This is a genomic window from Stenotrophomonas sp. YJH_SMC_6, assembly GCF_059371335.1.
The window spans coordinates 1-17,866 of sequence record NZ_JCAFUM010000019.1 but is presented as its reverse complement, the minus strand read 5'-3'; the positions used below and the strand labels follow the sequence as shown (position 1 = coordinate 17,866).

Sequence of the window (17,866 nt, the reverse complement as noted above, 5' to 3'; positions counted from 1 at the left end):
CGAAAAACCCCGGCCTGCGCCGGGGTTTTTCATTTCAGGCGTGCCGGTGATCAGCCGCCGCGCGGGCCGCTGCGGCGCGGGCCGCCCGGACCGCGGTTGCCGCCGGGGCCACCCGGGCCACGGTTGCCACCCGGACCGCCGGGGCCGCGATTGCCGCCCGGACCACGGTTGCCACCACCCGGCCCGCGACCGCCCGGACGGGCGCCCTGCGCCGGCTTGGGGCTGCCATACGGGTTGAAGCCCGGCGTGGCGTGGTCGGACGGGAAGCTCGGGGCATTGCCCGGATGACCATACGGGTGCTTGTTGCCCTGGCCCTGCGAGCGGTTGCCGGCACCGGCCGGACGACCCTGGCCGCCTGCGCCGCCACGGCCTTCACCGCCGAAACCGCCACGGCCCTGTCCGCCACCGGCGCCCGGACCCTTCGGCTTGCCGTACGGACGGCCCTGGCCGCCTGCGCCCGGACCACGGGCACCCGGGCCGCGCGCGCCCGGACCGGCATTGCGATGGCCGCTCGGGCCCGTGCTCACGCCATCCGGCACGTACCAGGTGCGGAACGCGGCCGGGTTGCCTTCCGGCAGCGAACGGTCATTCTTCTGGGTGCGCTGCTTGAACGGCTTCTGCGACTGCTTGGCTGCTGCTTCACCGCTGACCGTCAGGCCACCCTTGAAACCGCCGCCCTTGCCGCCGCGGCCACGGCCGCGGTCTTCGCGGACGTTGTCGAAGCGACGCAGCTCGCGGCCTTCGTCTGCGGTGTTATGGCCGTTGACGTAGGCATTGCCACGGCCACCTTCGCGCACGCGCACGGTGGTCTTGGCGGCGCGGCGCTGGCCGATCACCGGCTGCAGGGTCAGAGCCGACGGCGCGCCTTCTTCCAGCTTCAGCTGCGCACGCAGGGCTTCAACCTGGGCGGTGCCCAGTTCCACCGAATGGCCACGGGCCAGTTCGCGCGGCAGGCTCACCTTGCCGTAGCGGGTGCGCTTCAGGCGGCTGACCTGGCAGCCCTGCGACTCCCACAGGCGGCGCACTTCGCGGTTGCGGCCTTCCTTCACCACGACGCGGAACCAGTCGTGCGAGTCGGTGCCGCCGATGCGTTCGATCTCGTCGAACTTGGCCGGGCCGTCTTCCAGTGCCACGCCGCGTGCGAGGCGGTCGACGATGGCGTCGGAGACCTTCTCCTCGCCTTCCGGGGCGCGCACGCGCACCACGTACTCGCGCTCGACCTCGAACGACGGGTGCATCATGGCGTTGGCCAGTTCACCGTCGGTGGTGGCCAGCAGCAGGCCGGTGGTGTTGATGTCCAGGCGGCCGATGGCGATCCAGCGCGCGCCCTTCAGCGGCGGCAGCGATTCGAACACGGTCGGGCGGCCTTCGGGGTCTTCGCGGGTGGTCACTTCGCCTTCCGGCTTGTTGTAGACCAGCACGCGCGACGGTTCGGCCAGGGCGGTGGCGACGAAGCCGCGGCCATCCAGCTCGATCTTGTCGCCGCTCTTGACCGACATGCCGGTCTGCGCGACTTCACCGTTGACCTTGACCAGGCCTTCGGCGATGCGCTGTTCCAGCGCGCGGCGCGAACCCAGGCCGGCCTGGGCCAGCACCTTGTGCAGGCGCTCTTCCAGCTTGAACTGTTCGGAGGTGGCTTCGCGCTTGAGCGAGAGCTTGTTACGGGGGGTGTCACTCATCAGTTTTGCTCCGGCCGACGGTTTCGGGGTCGGCCTCTGGTTCGGAATCGGCTTGGTCAACAGCCACGGTCGTCATCGCGACGGCGTTGTCTTCGCGTTCGTTCAGGGGCACCGCGCGCTCGCCCGGCGCGGAATCGGGGTGCCCATCATCAAGGGGCGAAGGTGCTTGCTCATCGGAAGCCGACGCAGACGCTGCGTCGGCGGAATCGGGGGTGTCGCTGCCGGCCAGGCCGGCGTCATCGTTGGCAGCAGCGCCATCGGCGCCAGCCGAAATGTCCGGACCCTCGGCACTGGCGGCGGCCGGTGCGTCGCGGTCCAGGGCCAGCTGGGGTTCCAGCTCGCCCAGGTCCTTCAGTTCCGACAGCGGCGGCAACTCGTCCAGGCGCTTCAGGCCGAAGTAGTCCAGGAAGCCCTTGGTGGTGCCGAACAGGGCAGGCTTGCCGGGCACGTCGCGGTGGCCGACCACGCGGATCCACTCGCGTTCCTCCAGCGCCTGGATGATGTTGCTGCTGACCGCCACGCCGCGCACCTGCTCGATCTCGCCACGAGTGATCGGCTGCCGGTAGGCGATCAGCGCCAGGGTTTCCAGGGTGGCACGGGTATAGCGGGTCTTGCGTTCGGTCCACAGCCGGCTGATCCAGCCATGCACTTCGCCGGTCACCTGGTAGCGGAAGCCGGAGGCGACCTCGACCAGTTCCACGCCACGGCCTTCGCAGGCTTCGCGCAGGCGCTCAAGCGCACGTTCGATGCTGCCCGGCGGTGCCGGCTCCTCTTCCGGGAACAGGTCTTTCAGCTGGGCCAGGGTGAGCGGCTGGCTGGAGGCCAGCAGGGCACCCTCGACAATGCGGTTGATCAGCGTTTGGTCCATCGGCAGTCAGCGCTCACTCGTTCTCGTTGGCGGCGTCGTTGTCGTCGAACTCGCTGCTGAACTGCAGCGGGGCATTGGTGTTGCCGGCGGCCAGGGACTTCACGTAGATCGGCGCCAGCGGCTCTTCCTGGACGATGTCCAGCAGCTGTTCCTTGGCCAGTTCCAGCACCGCCAGGAACGTGACCAGCACGCCCAGCTTGCCTTCTTCTGCGGTGAACAGCCCTTCAAAACGGTAGAACTTGCCATCTTCAAGCCGGCCCAGCACTTCGCCCATGCGTTGCCGCACGCTCAGCGCCTCGCGCTTGATGGCGTGGCCACTGAACAGCTCGGCGCGCTTGAGCACGTCGTGCAGGGCCAGCAGCATTTCCTTCAGGTCCACCGGCGGCGGCAGCTTCACCGCAGCACGTTCGGGCATGAAGGCGTGTGCCACCGTGGTGTCGCGGTCCTGGCGGGGCAGGGCGTCGATGTCCTCGGCGGCCTGCTTGAAGCGTTCGTACTCCTGCAGGCGGCGCACCAGTTCGGCGCGCGGGTCGGCCTCATCGCCTTCCTCGCTGACCGGGCGCGGCAGCAGCATGCGCGACTTCACCTCGGCCAGGATCGCGGCCATGACCAGGTACTCGGCGGCCAGCTCGAAGCGCAGCTCGCGCATCACGGTGATGTATTCCACGTACTGCCGGGTGATCTCGGCCACGGGAATGTCCAGTACGTCCAGGTTCTGGCGGCGGATCAGGTACAACAGCAGGTCCAGCGGGCCTTCGAAGGCATCCAGGATGACTTCCAGCGCGTCCGGCGGGATGTACAGGTCCTGCGGAATCTGCAGGACCGGTTGCCCATGCACCACGGCCAGCGGCATTTCCTGCTGCTGGGGGGCGGGCGGCCGGGTTGGCGGGTTCGCGTCGAGCGCGAGTTCGGAAGTCATCTAATGGACATCAGGATTGCATCGGACCAGTCGCGGCAGCGGGTTCACCGGGCCAACGCCACGGCGCCCCACGGCACCAGACACGCCGGGATCGGCGCGATTCCACACATATCAAACAGCAGGACGCGCCGCAGTAAACGGCAGCGACGGAACTACGGGGAGGTCGTCTACGTGGCCCGGCCAGGTGGTCCGGTTCGAAGCAGCGGGACGGTCGTCGGGGGCTGCGTTGGCCGCAAAAACCGACGGGCTGCTGCATCCAGCCACGTGCAATGGAGCCTAGGGTAAGCCTTTGTCGGGCCAGTGTCCAGCCGGGCCGGGGCGGGGGCCGCATTGGCTAGAATCTGCGCACCCGACAACGCAAGCGAGGAAATGCCGTGTGGTATGTGATTGAAGGCTATGACGGCCAGGACGTGCTGGCACAGCGACTGCAGGCACGTCCGGAACACCTGGCGCGCCTGTACGCGCTGCGCGACGAAGGCCGCCTGCTGCTGGCCGGACCGTGCCCGGCAGTAGACAGCGAGGACCCGGGCCCGGCCGGCTTCAGTGGTTCGGTGGTGATCGCGCAGTTCGAGTCGCTCGTGCAGGCCCAGGCCTGGGCTGATGCCGACCCTTACGTAGCCGCGGGCGTCTACACCCATGTACAGGTGCGTCCGTTCCGCAAGGTCCTGCCGTGAACGCGGAGCGGATCGAGCGGATGCGTGACGCACTGCAGCAGGCGCTGGCCCCGAGCGTGCTGGAAATCGAAGACGACAGTCATCGTCATGCAGGCCACGCCGGTGCGCGCGATGGCCGCGGCCATTTCAACGTGCATGTGGTCAGTGAACGCTTCGCCGGACTGGGTCCACTGGCCCGGCATCGCGCGGTCTATGCCGCGCTGGGCGCGATGATGGAGACCGACATCCACGCGCTGTCCATTCGTGCATTGACACCGTCAGAACAGGGCTGAGCCCTTGTCCCACACTGTCCTGGCGGGTCCGTCAGCGGGCCCGCCACAGACAGATTTCCATGTCCATTTCAGGACATTCGCCTAACGGACTGTTTACAAGCCCAGATGGAAACGCTTACATTCCGCGCCAATGCTGGTAGGTCCAAGCCGTGGAGGGCGGCTTCGTGAACAAGGCAGCTATCACAATCAAAGACGTCGCTCGCGAAGCCCGGGTCTCCGTGGCCACGGTTTCCCGCGCGCTCAACGGGCATGAAAATGTCGCCGAACCGGTCCGCCAGCTTGTGCTGGAGGTGGCCGCACGGCTGCGTTACACCCCGCACGCCGCCGCCCGCAGCCTCAGCAGCCGTCGCACCAATACGGTGGGCGTGGTACTGCCTGACCTGTACGGCGAATTCTTCTCCGAGCTGATGCGCGGCATCGACAACGTCGCCCGCAACCGCCGCCAGCACCTGCTGGTGTCCAGTTACCACGGTGACCAGGAGCAGCAGGGCGCGGCCCTGCGCGCCATGCGCGGCCGCGTCGACGGCCTGCTGGTGCTCTCGCCCTATGCGGAGAGCCCTGGATTCCTGACCGACAACCTGCCGCAGTCATTGCCAACGGTGCTGATCAACACCTATCTGCCCGGGCAGGACCACCCGGTGCTGAGCATCGATGACCATGCCGGTGCGATGGCGATGACCCGCCATCTGCTTGACGCGGGTCACCGCCGTATCGCTTTCATTTCTGGCCCGGACCTCAACTTCGACGCGCGCGAGCGCCTGCGTGGCTTCCGTGACGCGTTGGCGGCTTTCGGCAGTGACGCCGAAGGCATCGAGCTGCCCGGTGATTTCGACGAAGCTTCCGGCCATCGTGCCGGTCAGGAGTTGTTGGCAGCCGGAGCGCTGCCTGATGCCGTGTTCGCCGCCAACGACATGATGGCGCTGGGTTGCCTGTATGCGTTCACGCAGGCAGGTGTCCACGTTCCGTCCGACGTCGCCCTGGCCGGTTTCGATGACATTCCACTGGCGCGTTTCGTCCACCCGTCGCTGACCACCATGCAGGTCAGCATCGCCGAACTCGGCGATCGGGCCATGACGCGCCTGATGCAGTTGATGGACGGCACCTCCACGGATGGGACAGGGGACAAGCAGACCCTGGTTCCCCGCTTGATAGTTCGCGATTCCACCACTCCGCCATCCGGCCGTTGAAGCCGGAGGCGTTCCTTCTTTTTTGATTGATCGCAGGGACCGCGCAAGCGGTTACCGCCACCCGGAGATTGAGTTGATGATGCACACCACCTTCCGCACGCCGGCACGCCGGCTGCTGAGCACCGCACTGGTCAGCTGCCTGATGCTGGCTGCTGCTCCGAACGTCATGGCGCAGTCGGCCAATGCCAGCCTGCGCGGCCAGGTTTCCGGCGCGCAGGCCGGCGCTGAGGTGACCGCCACCAACGTGGCCACCGGCACCGTCCGTCGCGGTACCGTCCGTGCCGATGGAAGCTACTCGCTGATGGGCCTGGACCCGGGCACCTATGACGTGGTCGCCAACGGCCAGTCGCAGAAGGTCACCGTCACCGTGGCCTCGACCGCTACCCTGAACTTTGCCGGCGCTGCCAGCAGCACCCCGGGTACGACCGCAGCCACCAACCTGGACACTGTCAACGTCGTCGCGCCGACCCTGCTGCAGGAAGTGCGCACGTCCGAAGTCGGCAAGACCGTCAGCCTGCAGCAGATCCAGACCACCCCGCAGGTCTCGCGCAACTTCCTGGAGTTCGCCGACGCGGTGCCGGGCATGATCTTCACCCGCGACGCCAAGGGCAACACCTCGCTGCGCGGCGGTGCCACCAACTCCGACGGCACCAACGTGTACATCGACGGTGTGGGCCAGAAGAGCTACGTCAAGGGCGGCGGCGTGGCCGGTCAGTCCGGCAGTGCCGGTAACCCGTTCCCGCAGCTGGCCATCGGCGAGTACAAGGTCATCACCGGCAACTACAAGGCCGAGTACGGCCAGGTGTCCAGTGCAGCGGTCACGGCCGCGACCAAGTCGGGTACCAACGAGTTCAAGGGTGAAACCTTCTACCGTTATACCAACGACAGCATGCGCGCGATGACCCCGGCCGAGCGTCAGCCGGGCAAGGGCAAGGAGGATTCGGCCGAGAAGGAATACGGCTTCGCCCTGGGCGGCCCGATCGTCAAGGACAAGGCCCACTTCTTCGTGACCTATGAAGCCAAGCGCTTCGATCTGCCGGTGACCATCGCACCGCATGGTTCGGTGACCAACAAGGCCAACCGCGTCCCGGCTGATGCCCAGGCCGGCCTGGGCCCGGCCAGCCAGCCGTTCCAGCAGGACCTGATCTTCGCCAAGGTCGACTTCGAGCCGACCGACAACGATCGCCTGGAACTGACCTTCCAGGACCGTGATGAAACCCAGCAGCAGTTCTCGGACCAGACCGCGCCGATGCACGGCAAGGAAACCAAGAACACTGACCGCCGTTACGCGCTGCGCTGGAACCACAGCGGTGAGCGTTACTACAACGAGCTGATGGTTACCCACGAGGATTCGTTCAACAATCCCAAGCCGCTGAGCATGGGCAACGGTTTCAACTACACCGCGCCGGACGGCAAGAACGAGGAGCGCGCCATCGTCTCGATCGGTGGTTCCTCGGCAATGTCGTCGCAGGTGAAGGGCCAGAAGGGCTGGTCGGTCGAAGACAACCTGACCCTGGATGGCATCCAGTGGGCGGGCGACCACACCATCAAGATGGGTGCCAAGTACAAGCAGATCGACCTGTACGCCTCCGATGCGGCGCAGATCAATCCGCAGTTCTACTACACCATCGACAACCCGACCTTCCCGGACAGCATCCCGTACAAGGCCCAGTTCGTGAAGCCGGTCACCGGCGTGTCCGGCGTGTCCGGCGAAGTGCGCTCGAAGGTGAAGCAGATCGGTCTGTTCATCCAGGATGACTGGCAGGTCAACGACCACCTGCAGCTGAACCTCGGCCTGCGCTGGGACTACGAGAAGAACCCGTCCTATCTGGACTTCGTGACCCCGCCGGAAGTGGTCAATGCGCTGTTCGCGCAGGATCCGCGTGCCGCCGCTGGCCAGAGCTACGCCGACACGCTGGCGCTGAGCGGCCTGAACATCAACGATTACATCAGCAACGGCCACAACCGCAAGGCATTCAAGAATGCCTGGCAGCCGCGTCTGGGTTTCTCGTATGACATCAATGCCGACGAGCAGCACGTGATCCACGGTGGTGCCGGTCGTTCCTACGACCGCGACCTGTTCGACTACCTGCAGCTGGAAACCACCAAGCTGGCCCTGCCGCAGCCGACGATCTACTTCCGCAATCCGGCAACCGGTCAGTGCTTCCAGGGCAACGCCGCGTGCTATGACTGGAACCCGAACCTGCTCAACGGTATCGGCAACCTCCAGAGCCTGGTCGGTTCGACCAGCAATGCCGGCCTGGAAGTCGACCTGCTGAACAACAATCTGAAGGTGCCCTACGCTGACCAGTTCAGCCTGGGCATGAGCAACCAGATCGGCGACTGGCTGACCGACGCCACCATCTCGCGCACGCTCACCTATGACGGCTTCGCCTTCACCCTGGGCAATCGCTACCCGACCGGCAACTTCTTCGACGATCCGCGTCTGTGCGGTGGCACCGAAGCCGGTCTGGGCCAGGCGTGGAGCTGCAACGTACCGGGCTTCGGCAGCCTGATCATCGGCCAGCAGGGCATCAAGACCCGTGCTACCCAGATCCTGTTGTCGGCGCAGAAGCCGTTCACCCAGGAAAGCGGCTGGGGCACCTCCATCGCCTATACCTGGACCACCGCCCGCCACAACCGTGACATCAACGAGCACTACGCGTTCGACCGTGGCGTGATCGGTGACTACCCGACCATCCGCTCCAACGGCGCGCCGCGTCACCGCCTGGTGGTGACCGGTTCGTATGCGGGCTTCTGGGGCATCACCTTCGGTGGCAAGATCACCCTGGCCACCCCGACCGCGATCAACGACTGGTACGGCGTGCCGCAGGCCAATGGCTTCGACCTGCCGACCCCGATGGCGGCGGTTCCGGGTGGCAACGGCAAGTTCCTGCTGGGTGGCAAGATCTTCGGTTATCGCTCGGTCGACCTGCAGGCGACGAAGACGTTCAAGATGCCGGGCGATACCGAGCTGTATGCGCGTATCGACATCATCAACGTGTTCAACTTCGACAATTTCTCGAACTACAACTACTACAAGAATGGCAAGTTGACCGCGAGCTACAACGAGACCGGCGACATCGTCGGTACGCCGCGCCAGGTCAAGGCCGAAGTGGGCTTCCGCTTCTAAGCCCGGATGGATGCATGACCCCGATGCCGCCGCTCCGCCGGCGGCATCGGGCGCGTGAAAACAGCAATGGCCGGCCCTGTGCCGGTCCATTGCCCATGCCGCTGCCGGTCAGGGGGCATCGGCATGGGCAATGATCGCGGTGTCAAACCACGTTTTTCGTGGTTTTTTAAGAACGCACCTTGTAAACGATTTCAGATCATTGGACGGTATGCTTTCCCATCGATCAGACCACCGGAGAAATCGCGCCATGCAGGCACGTCATCTGTTGTCCGCCGCAGCGTTGAGCCTGGCCGTGGCCGCCTGCCAGCCGGCCCAGCAGGAGCCTGCCAAGCCGCGGCCGCCGGTGATCCTGATCGAGGCCGATGCACCGCCGCGGCCGATGAAACCTGAGCTGCCGCCGCTGTTCGATGACATCGAGCGCCGCACCTTCCAGTTCTTCTGGGATACCACCAACGAGATCAATGGCCTGACCCCGGACCGCTATCCGTCGCGGCCGTTCGCCAGCATCGCCTCGGTCGGCTTCGCACTGACCGCGTATCCGATCGGCATCGAGAACGGCTGGGTCAGCCGCAACCAGGCGATCGACCGCACCCTGACTACCCTGAAATTCTTCCGCGACGTGCCGATGGGCCCGCAGCGTACCGGCAAGGCGGGTTACAAGGGCTTCTATTACCACTTCCTGGACATGCAGGAAGGTCGTCGCTACGACAGCTGGGTCGAACTGTCCTCGGTGGATACCGCGCTGCTGATGATGGGGGTGCTGTTCGCGCAGTCGTACTACGACGGTGACGATCCGCGCGAGAAGGAAATCCGCCAGATCGCCGACACGTTGTACAAGAAGGTCGACTGGCCCTGGCTGCAGCAGCGTGCGCCGCTGATCTCGATGGGCTGGTTCCCCGAGAGCGGTTTCATCGACCACGACTGGATGGGCTACAACGAGGCCATGATGGTCTACATCCTTGCCCTGGGTTCGCCGACGCACCCGGTCAGCCCGGATGCGTGGACGGTGTGGACGCGCACCTATGACAACGACTGGGGGGTCTACCAGGGCCAGGAATACCTGTCCTTCGGCCCGCTGTTCGGCCACCAGTACAGCCACGTCTGGATCGACTTCCGCGACATCCAGGACGCCTACATGCGCGAGCGCGGCAGCACCTACTTCCTCAACAGCCGCTCGGCCGCACTTGCCCAGCGTGAGTACGCCATCGCCAACCCGATGCAGTGGAAGGATTACGGCGAGAACGTCTGGGGCCTGACCGCCAGCGATGGTCCGCAGAACACCACGCAGGAATACCGTGGCGAGCAGCGCCAGTTCCGCCATTACTCTTCGCGCGGCGCTGGCCTGCGCGAGAACTTCGATGACGGCACCATCGCTCCGACCGCCGCGATCGCGTCGGTGGTGTTCGCGCCGGAACAGGTGATCCCGGCCACGCTGGAAATGCACAAGCGCTACGGCGATTACATCTATTCCAGCTACGGCTTCCTGGATTCGTTCAATCCCAGCTTCAACTACGACATCCCGATCAAGACCGGCCGCGTGGTGCCGGATCGTGGCTGGGTCGCCAGCGACTACATCGCCATCGACCAGGGGCCGATCCTGACCATGATCGCCAACTATCGCAATGATTTCGTCTGGGAAGTGATGAAGAAGAACCCGTACATCCGCAAGGGCCTGGAGCGGGCGGGGTTCAGTGGTGGCTGGCTGGCGCCGGAAGGTTCGTTCCAGCCGCTGGAACTGCAGAAAGACGAAAAGGCCGCGGCGGCACGCGCGGTGGGTATCGCCGAATCACGCGCGGCTGCCGCGCAGGAACAGAAGAACAATGCCAACCGCAACACAGGCCAGGGCAAGTAACCCGATGCCGAACTGGATCGACCGTCTGCGCCGCTGGACACTGCCAGCCCTGGCCGCACTGGCCGTGGCCGGCTGCGCCCGCACCGAACCGGACACGACCACTGTGCGCTTCTGGGCAATGGGCCGGGAAGCCGAGGTGGTCAGCGAACTGATCCATGAGTTCGAAGCCGAGAACCCGGGCATCAAGGTGGACGTGCAGAACATCCCGTGGACCGCTGCGCACGAAAAGCTGCTGACCGCGTTCGCCGCCGACGGCCTGCCGGACGTGTGCCAGCTCGGCAACACCTGGGTGCCGGAGTTCGCCGAGCTCGATGCGCTGACCCCGTTGCAGCCGTTCGTCGATCGCTCTGCCGTGGTCGATGAGAAGGATTATTTCCAGGGCATCTGGGACACCAACGTGATCCACGGCAAGCTGGTCGGCGTGCCGTGGTATGTCGATACGCGCCTGATCTACTACCGCAAGGACCTGCTGGCCAAGGCCGGCTACGACCACCCGCCGCGCACGTGGCAGGAGTGGGATGAGCAGATGGCAGCGATCAAGCGCATGCAGGGCCCGAACCGCTATGCGGTGCTGATGCCGATCAACGAGTTCGAGCAGCAGCTGTCGCTGGCACTGCAGCAGCCCGATCCGCTGCTGCGCGATGATGACACCCGCGGCAACTTCAGCAGCCCCGGCTTCCGCCGCACGCTGGCGTTCTACGCCAACATGTTCGAGCAGGGCTGGGCGCCGAAGATGTCCGAGACGCAGATATCAAACGTCTGGGATGAGTTCTTCCGCGGCTTCAACGTCTTCTACATTTCCGGCCCATGGAACATCCGCGAGTTCAAGAAGCTGCAGCCGAAGGAACTGGAAGGGCAGTGGGGCACCGCAGCGCTGCCGGGGCCGGAAGGTCCGGGCGCGGGCATCGCCGGTGGCACCAGCCTGGTGATCTTCCGCAAGTCGCAGCAGAAGGAGGCGTCGTGGAAGCTGATCGAGTTCCTGTCGCGCCCGCAGATCCAGGCACGTTTCCATTCGATCATCGGCGACCTGCCGCCACGCCGCAGCACGTGGAGTGCGCCGTCGCTGGCCAAAGATCCGCTGGCCGCAGCGTTCCGTGACCAGCTGGAGCGGGTCAAGCCGACGCCGAAGGTGCTCGAATGGGAGCGCATCGTGCAGGAAATGCGCATCGTCACCGAGAAGGTGGTGCGCGGTGGCCTGCCGCAGGACAAGGCCGTCGAAGAACTCGACCAGCGCGTGGACAAGGTGCTGGCAAAGCGCCGCTGGATGCATGAACAACAACGCCTGCAGCAGCGCGTTCCGTCGCCGCAATCGAGCAGTGCCGTGGCCGCCGGGAGCGCGCAATGAAACGTACTTCGCTTGCCGGCTGGATTTTCGCCGGTCCCTCGCTGATCGTGCTGGGCGTGTTCTTCGGCCTGCCGGTGGCTTCGGCGCTGGCGCTGAGCGTGACCGACTTCGACCTGTATGCCCTGGCTGACAGCAGCAACCTGCGCTTTGTCGGCCTCGGCAACTACATCGATCTGCTGCAGACACCGATGTTCTGGAAGTCGCTGTGGAATACCACTTACTTCGTGTTGATCGGCGTGCCCTTGTCGATCGGCGTATCGCTGGGCGCGGCAATGCTGCTGAATGCGCCGGCCGCGCGCTTCAAGGCGCTGTTCCGCACTGCGTTGTTCGCGCCGGTGGTGACCACGCTGGTGGCGGTGGCGGTGATCTGGCGCTACCTGTTCCATACCAGCTACGGCCTGGTGAACTACGGCCTGGGCCATCTGGGCATCAGCCCGATCGACTGGCTGGGCGATCCCAACTGGGCGATGCCAACCATCATGCTGTTCGCGGTGTGGAAGAACTTCGGCTACAACATGGTGATCTTCCTGGCCGGCCTGCAGGCGATCCCGCATGACCTGTACGAGGCCGCGCGCATCGACGGTGCCTCGCGCTGGAAGCAGTTCCTGCACATCACCCTGCCGATGCTCGGCCCGGTGCTGCTGGTGGTCGGCGTGATTACCGTGTCCGGCTACTTCCAGCTGTTCGCCGAACCCTACGTGATGACCCGCGGCGACCCACTGCAGAGCACCGTCAGCGTGCTGTATTTCATGTTCGAGGAAGGCTTCAAGTGGTGGAACCTGGGACGCGCCTCCGCCGTGGCGTTCCTGCTGTTCCTGATCATCCTGGCGGTGACCACCGTGATGCTGCGTTTCGGCCGCAAGAGGCAGTTGGTATGAGTCGTGAAATCGGCCAGTCGCGCTGGTACCCGTGGTTGATCAATGGTGCGTTGCTGGTGCTGGCCCTGGTCAGCCTGGCACCGCTGTTGTGGATGCTCTCGGTCTCGTTCATGCCGCAGGGCGAGGCCAGCCATTTCCCACCGCCGCTGCTGCCTTCCAGCATCACCACGCACAACTACCATGAGCTGTTCGCGCGCACTGGCATGGGCGGCAACTTCGCCAACAGCCTGCTGGTGTCGCTCGGCATCACGGTCGGTTCGCTGCTGCTCAACACCATGGCCGGCTACGCGTTCGCCAAGCTCAACTTCGTCGGCCGCGAGCGCCTGTTCCAGGTGCTGATGGCGGCGCTGGTGATTCCGGCGCAGGTGGCGATGCTGCCGCTGTTCCTGCTGATGAAGCAGCTGGGCCTGGTCAACAGCTTCGGTGGCGTGATCGTGCCAGCGCTGGCCAGCGTGTTCGGCATCTTCCTGGTACGCCAGTACGCGCGTTCCATCCCGGACGAACTGCTGGAAGCGGCGCGCATCGACGGGGCAGGGGAGCTGCGCATCTTCTTCCAGATCGTGCTGCCGATGCTCAAGCCGGTGCTGGTGACCCTGGCGATCTTCACCTTCATGGGCGCATGGAACGATTTCATGTGGCCGTTGATCGTGCTGACCGACCAGGAGCACTACACTTTGCCGGTGGCACTGGCCACCCTCTCGCGCGAGCACATCATGGACGTGGAAATGATGATGGCTGGCGCGGTGGTCACCGTGGTCCCGGTGCTGGCGTTGTTCTTGGTGCTGCAGCGGTACTACATCCAAGGTCTGTTGCTGGGGAGCGTCAAGGGATGAAGCGAGCGATCGCCGTTGGACTGGGCCTGTTGTGGACTTCCCTGGCGATCGCCGCACCACCGGCGCTGCCGGCACCGAAGGTGCTGGACGACTTCGACGACATCGCGGCCTGGACGCTGGTGCTGTCCGACCAGGTCAGCGGTTCGCTGCGCCCGGTCAGTGGTGCCGGTGGTGGCCGCGCGCTGTGCCTGGACTATGACTTCCACGATGTCTCCGGCTACGTCGGCATCCGCCGCGCGCTGAACATCGAATACCCGGTCAATTACCGCTTCGGATTCCAGCTGCGTGGCGAATCGCCGGGCAACGACCTGCAGTTCAAGTTGATCGATGCCAGCGGCGACAACGTCTGGTGGGTCAACCGGCCCGGCTACAGCTTCCCCAAGGCGTGGACGCCGGTCGAGTACCGCCGCCGCCAGATCGACAAGGCGTGGGGTCCCTCGCCCGAGAAGGAGATGGCACGAAGCGCCGCCGTCGAGTTCACGATCTACAGCAAGGTCGGTGGCCGCGGCACGGTGTGCTTCGACAAGCTGACCCTGCAGGGCCTGCCGCCGCAGGATGATTCGGCGTTGGTGCCATCGGTGATTGCCGATACGGCCACCGCGCTGCAGGACCGCATGATCGACGGCAAGAGCGACACGTTCTGGATCAGCGGTGGCGTCAAGCAGCAGACCATCAGCCTGGACCTGCACAAGAGCCGCGAGATCGGCGGTGTAGTGATCGATTGGCTGCCGAACCTGGAAGCCAATCGCTACACCGTGCGGACGTCCGAGGATGGCCGGGACTGGCGCACTGTGCGCGAGGTGACCGGCGGTGCGGGGGGGCGCGATTGGCTGGCGCTGCCGGATACCGACGCGCGCTACGTGCGTTTCGATCTGCGCGACGGCCCGAACTGGCGCTATGGCATCCGTGACATCGCACTCAAGCCGCTGGCGTTCGCCGCCACGCCCAATGCCTTCCTGTCCTCGGTGGCCGCCGATCTGCCGCGCGGTTCGTTGCCGCGTGCCTATGTGGGCGAACAGCCGTACTGGACCCTGCTCGGCCTCGATGGTGGCCAGGAGCAGGCGCTGATCAGCGAGGATGGCGCGCTGGAGCCGGCCAAGGGCAGCTTCAGCATCGAGCCGTTCATCCGCCTGGATGGCAAGCTGCTGGACTGGTCGAAGGTCGCCATCACCCAGTCGCTGCAGGATCACTACCTGCCGATCGCCACCGTCGACTGGGTGCATGAGAAGGCCGGGCTTTCGGTGACCAGTTTCGTGCAGGGCACGCCCGAGCGCGCGCAGCTGATCGGCCGCTACCGGCTGAGCAATCCGGACAAGGTCGCCCACGAGTACACCCTGGCGTTGGCAATCCGTCCGTGGCAGGTCAACCCGCCCACCCAGTTCCTCAACACCGTCGGTGGCTTCAGCCGCATCGATGCACTGGATGTGGGCGAACAGCTGGTTCGGGTCAACGGTGAGCCGCGCATCTATCCGCTGCAGGTGCCGGATGCGCGCTTTGCCAGTACGTTCGATGGCAAGCTCGATGCGATGCATCTGGAAAGCGGCAAGTACCCGGCCACGACCGCAGTGAAGGACAGCACCGGCATGGCGTCGGGTGCGCTGATGTACACGATCAAGCTCGAGCCCGGGCAGAGCCGCGAAGTGGCGGTGGTGCTGCCGCAGACCGGTGGCTGGGCGCCGCAGGCGCTGGACGTGGCCAAGGCGCAGGCGCAGGTGGCCGATCAATGGCGGCAGAAGCTGGGCGTGGTTTCGCTGCAGGTGCCGGCTGCGGGCCAGGCACTGGTCGATACCCTGCGCACGGCCGTCGCGCACATGCTGATCTCGCGGGTTGGCCCACGCCTGCAGCCGGGCACGCGCTCGTACGCGCGCAGCTGGATCCGCGATGGCGCGATGATTTCCGAGGGCCTGCTGCGCATGGGGCGCAGCGATGCCGTGCGTGACTACATCAACTGGTATGCGCCGTACCAGTTCGAGAACGGCAAGGTGCCGTGCTGCGTCGACGCGCGCGGCAGCGACCCGGTGCCGGAGAACGACAGCCACGGTGAGCTGATCTACAGCATCGCCGAGTACGGGCGCTATACCGGCGACAGCACGTTCACCGAGCTGATGTGGCCGCACGTGCAGGGCGCTTACACCTACATGGAGCAGCTGCGCGCCAGCGAGCGCACCGAGGAGAACCGCGCACGCAATCCTGCCTTCTACGGGATGATGCCGGCCTCGATCAGCCACGAAGGCTATTCGGCCAAGCCGATGCACTCGTACTGGGATAATTTCTGGGCGTTGCGCGGCTACAAGGACGCGGCATCGCTGGCGGCCCAGCTGGGCAAGGTCGAGGCGATGCAGATCGCCGGATCGCGTGACCAGTTCCGTGATGACCTGCAGGCCTCGCTGCTGTCGGCGATGCAGCAGCACGACATCGACTACCTGCCGGGCTCGGCCGAGCTGGGCGATTTCGATGCGACCTCGACCACCATCGCGCTGGCGCCGGGCGGCGAGCAGGGCCGACTGCCCCAACAGGCGCTGGAGGCGACCTTCGAGCGCTATTGGAAGGAGTTCGTGGCCCGCCGCGACGGCAAGCGTGAGTGGAAGGACTACACCCCGTACGAGTGGCGCAACGTGGCGGCGTTCGTACGCCTGGGCTGGCGTGACCGCGCCTGGCAGGCCACCGAGTTCTTCTTCAGGGACCGTGCGCCGCAGGCCTGGAACCAATGGGCCGAGGTGGTCTCGCGCACGCCGCGCAAGCCGTTCTTCGTCGGTGACCTGCCGCACGCCTGGGTAGCCTCGGACTTCGTGCGCTCGGCCTTGGACATGTTCGCGTACAGTCGTGACATGGACGATGCGCTGGTGCTGGCCGCCGGCATTCCGAGCGCGTGGCTGCAGGGCGAGGGCATCGCCGTGCAGGGCCTGCGCACGCCGCAGGGCCAGCTCAACTACCGCCTGCAGCGCAGCGACAAGCAGCTGGTGCTGGAGGTGCAGCCGGGCCTGGTGCCACCGCTCGGTGGCGTGGTGTTGCCGTGGCCGTACGCCGGTGATCCGGGCGAGGCGACCATCAACGGCGAAGCGGCCGAATGGGTCAACAAGGAACTGCACGTGCACCAGCTGCCGGCGCGGGTCGAGATCGATGTACCGAGCGCGGTGCGCCGCGCCGAGCGCAAGGGGCAGTAACGATGAAGCAGCAGGGGGCAAGGGTGCGCACGATCGTGCGCGCCCTGGGGCTGGCCATTGCATTGGCACTGCCGGGCGCCGTGATGGCGGCCGATCCAGCCGCCGGGGCAGCGGCTGATGTCGCCACCGCGCCAGGCATGAGCATGGTCACCTTCAACCTGCATCATGACCGCGAGGACTGGCCACGCCGGCGCCGCACCATCCTGGCCGAACTCAAGCGCCTGCAGCCGGATGCGGTTGCCCTGCAGGAGGTGATCCAACGCCGCAACGTGCGAAACCAGGCGCAATGGCTGGCCAGCCAACTTGGTTACAGGTACGTGTTCGTGTCCACCGATGCGGTCGGCGCGCCCAAGCGCTACGGCAATGCGCTTCTGACCCGGCGGCCGATCCTTGCCCAGGGGGATCATCTGCTGCAGCCCTTGGACGACTACCGCACCGTGGCCCACCTGCGCATCGACGTCGATGGCACGCCGGTAAACGTCTACGCCACGCATCTGAACGAGCGCAGTGATGAGAGCGGACAACGCATCCGTCGCAGCCAGGTCGAGGACCTGCTGCGCTTCATCAGCGCGACGTCGGCGGGCGCGCCGGTGGTGATCGCAGGTGACTTCAATGCACTGGTGGATGCCGGCGATCTGAGCGAGCTGCGCAGCCATTACGGCGACAGTTACGGCAGCGTGCACGTCAACACCGATCTGTCCGGGGTCAGTACGCTCAACCGCCACTATTACCAGGCGCCGTCGCGGATCGACCACATCTTCTTCCAGCAGGACGAGATGGTCGCGCGCGAGGCGAAGATCCTGTTCGACCAGCCCGACGACAGCGGTCGCTGGGCCTCGGACCACTACGGCGTGTGGACCCGCCTGCAGTTCGCGCCGAAACCCTGACGGGACACGCTTGGGTAGGTGCCAACCTTGGTTGGCACGGGCGTGTCCGCGTGCACTCGATCAACGGCGCCAACCAAGGTTGGCCTCTACCAAAGCGGTGACCGTGCGCGGGTTGTGCCCTGGTGGGTGCCAACCTTGGTTGGCACGGTTCGGCCCGAAGCACAAACAAAAACGG

At 65.6% G+C, this 17,866-nt stretch carries 13 protein-coding genes; 10 read left to right on the top strand and 3 right to left on the bottom strand.

Annotated elements, in window-relative coordinates:
- Positions 1 to 50 precede the first annotated feature (50 nt).
- Genes AC5P9N_RS19815 through AC5P9N_RS19805 form a run of 3 tightly spaced genes read right to left on the bottom strand, consistent with a single transcriptional unit; the run spans position 51 to position 3,466 of the window.
- Complete coding sequence (locus AC5P9N_RS19815; RefSeq protein ID WP_005413982.1) at positions 51 to 1,679, bottom strand: pseudouridine synthase; 1,629 nt, start codon at positions 1,677 to 1,679, stop codon at positions 51 to 53.
- Entirely contained in the window at positions 1,672 to 2,547 is an 876-nt protein-coding gene (scpB, locus tag AC5P9N_RS19810; RefSeq protein ID WP_005410331.1) for an SMC-Scp complex subunit ScpB, read from the bottom strand. Before scpB ends, AC5P9N_RS19815 begins: the two co-directional genes overlap by 8 nt.
- A 13-nt stretch (positions 2,548 to 2,560) precedes the next feature.
- On the bottom strand, positions 2,561 to 3,466 hold the full coding sequence (locus AC5P9N_RS19805) for a segregation and condensation protein A (RefSeq protein ID WP_005410330.1): 906 nt from the start codon (positions 3,464 to 3,466) through the stop codon (positions 2,561 to 2,563).
- A gap of 374 nt (positions 3,467 to 3,840) precedes the next feature.
- Between AC5P9N_RS19805 and AC5P9N_RS19800 the strand changes: the two genes are divergently transcribed.
- The 10 genes from AC5P9N_RS19800 to AC5P9N_RS19755 all read left to right on the top strand — a co-directional run bounded on the left by AC5P9N_RS19800 (position 3,841) and on the right by AC5P9N_RS19755 (position 17,691).
- Complete coding sequence (locus AC5P9N_RS19800; RefSeq protein ID WP_049451704.1) at positions 3,841 to 4,140, top strand: YciI family protein; 300 nt, start codon at positions 3,841 to 3,843, stop codon at positions 4,138 to 4,140.
- A 20-nt stretch (positions 4,141 to 4,160) separates the two neighbouring features.
- Positions 4,161 to 4,412, top strand: a complete 252-nt coding sequence (locus AC5P9N_RS19795) for a BolA family protein (RefSeq protein WP_032963317.1) — start codon at positions 4,161 to 4,163, stop codon at positions 4,410 to 4,412.
- A 149-nt stretch (positions 4,413 to 4,561) separates the two neighbouring features.
- Positions 4,562 to 5,599, top strand: a complete 1,038-nt coding sequence (locus tag AC5P9N_RS19790) for a LacI family DNA-binding transcriptional regulator (protein WP_012480808.1) — start codon at positions 4,562 to 4,564, stop codon at positions 5,597 to 5,599.
- Between the two features lie 76 nt (positions 5,600 to 5,675).
- Positions 5,676 to 8,732 (top strand): TonB-dependent receptor, encoded by a 3,057-nt coding sequence (locus AC5P9N_RS19785; protein ID WP_099484810.1) that lies wholly within the window; start codon positions 5,676 to 5,678, stop codon positions 8,730 to 8,732.
- A 247-nt stretch (positions 8,733 to 8,979) separates the two neighbouring features.
- Positions 8,980 to 10,584 (top strand): glucoamylase family protein, encoded by a 1,605-nt coding sequence (locus AC5P9N_RS19780; protein ID WP_024956629.1) that lies wholly within the window; start codon positions 8,980 to 8,982, stop codon positions 10,582 to 10,584.
- Between the two features lie 4 nt (positions 10,585 to 10,588).
- A complete protein-coding gene (locus AC5P9N_RS19775; RefSeq protein WP_049459784.1) occupies positions 10,589 to 11,929 on the top strand; it encodes a sugar ABC transporter substrate-binding protein in 1,341 nt (446 codons plus the stop codon).
- On the top strand, positions 11,926 to 12,807 hold the full coding sequence (locus AC5P9N_RS19770) for a carbohydrate ABC transporter permease (protein WP_005410323.1): 882 nt from the start codon (positions 11,926 to 11,928) through the stop codon (positions 12,805 to 12,807). The genes AC5P9N_RS19775 and AC5P9N_RS19770 overlap by 4 nt, the downstream gene beginning before the upstream one ends.
- Positions 12,804 to 13,640: a carbohydrate ABC transporter permease gene (locus tag AC5P9N_RS19765; protein WP_005410322.1), complete on the top strand. Its 837-nt coding sequence runs from the start codon at positions 12,804 to 12,806 to the stop codon at positions 13,638 to 13,640. The genes AC5P9N_RS19770 and AC5P9N_RS19765 overlap by 4 nt, the downstream gene beginning before the upstream one ends.
- Positions 13,637 to 16,804, top strand: coding sequence for a discoidin domain-containing protein (locus AC5P9N_RS19760; RefSeq protein ID WP_099484809.1), 3,168 nt, complete (start codon positions 13,637 to 13,639; stop codon positions 16,802 to 16,804). Before AC5P9N_RS19765 ends, AC5P9N_RS19760 begins: the two co-directional genes overlap by 4 nt.
- Before the next feature lie 2 nt (positions 16,805 to 16,806).
- The gene (locus tag AC5P9N_RS19755) at positions 16,807 to 17,691 is read left to right on the top strand and encodes an endonuclease/exonuclease/phosphatase family protein (protein ID WP_043034728.1); all 885 of its coding nucleotides are present in this window, start codon (positions 16,807 to 16,809) and stop codon (positions 17,689 to 17,691) included.
- The last annotated feature ends 175 nt before the right edge of the window (positions 17,692 to 17,866 follow it).

Excerpts from the sequence above, each read along its gene's own strand:
- AC5P9N_RS19815 (WP_005413982.1), bottom strand. The coding sequence starts at position 1,679 with ATGAGTGACACCCCCCGTAACAAGCTCTCGCTCAAGCGCGAAGCCACC.
- scpB (WP_005410331.1), bottom strand. The coding sequence starts at position 2,547 with ATGGACCAAACGCTGATCAACCGCATTGTCGAGGGTGCCCTGCTGGCC.
- AC5P9N_RS19805 (WP_005410330.1), bottom strand. The coding sequence starts at position 3,466 with ATGACTTCCGAACTCGCGCTCGACGCGAACCCGCCAACCCGGCCGCCC.
- AC5P9N_RS19795 (WP_032963317.1), top strand. The coding sequence starts at position 4,161 with ATGCGTGACGCACTGCAGCAGGCGCTGGCCCCGAGCGTGCTGGAAATC.
- AC5P9N_RS19785 (WP_099484810.1), top strand. The coding sequence starts at position 5,676 with ATGATGCACACCACCTTCCGCACGCCGGCACGCCGGCTGCTGAGCACC.
- AC5P9N_RS19780 (WP_024956629.1), top strand. The coding sequence starts at position 8,980 with ATGCAGGCACGTCATCTGTTGTCCGCCGCAGCGTTGAGCCTGGCCGTG.
- AC5P9N_RS19775 (WP_049459784.1), top strand. The coding sequence starts at position 10,589 with ATGCCGAACTGGATCGACCGTCTGCGCCGCTGGACACTGCCAGCCCTG.
- AC5P9N_RS19770 (WP_005410323.1), top strand. The coding sequence starts at position 11,926 with ATGAAACGTACTTCGCTTGCCGGCTGGATTTTCGCCGGTCCCTCGCTG.
- AC5P9N_RS19765 (WP_005410322.1), top strand. The coding sequence starts at position 12,804 with ATGAGTCGTGAAATCGGCCAGTCGCGCTGGTACCCGTGGTTGATCAAT.
- AC5P9N_RS19760 (WP_099484809.1), top strand. The coding sequence starts at position 13,637 with ATGAAGCGAGCGATCGCCGTTGGACTGGGCCTGTTGTGGACTTCCCTG.
- AC5P9N_RS19755 (WP_043034728.1), top strand. The coding sequence starts at position 16,807 with ATGAAGCAGCAGGGGGCAAGGGTGCGCACGATCGTGCGCGCCCTGGGG.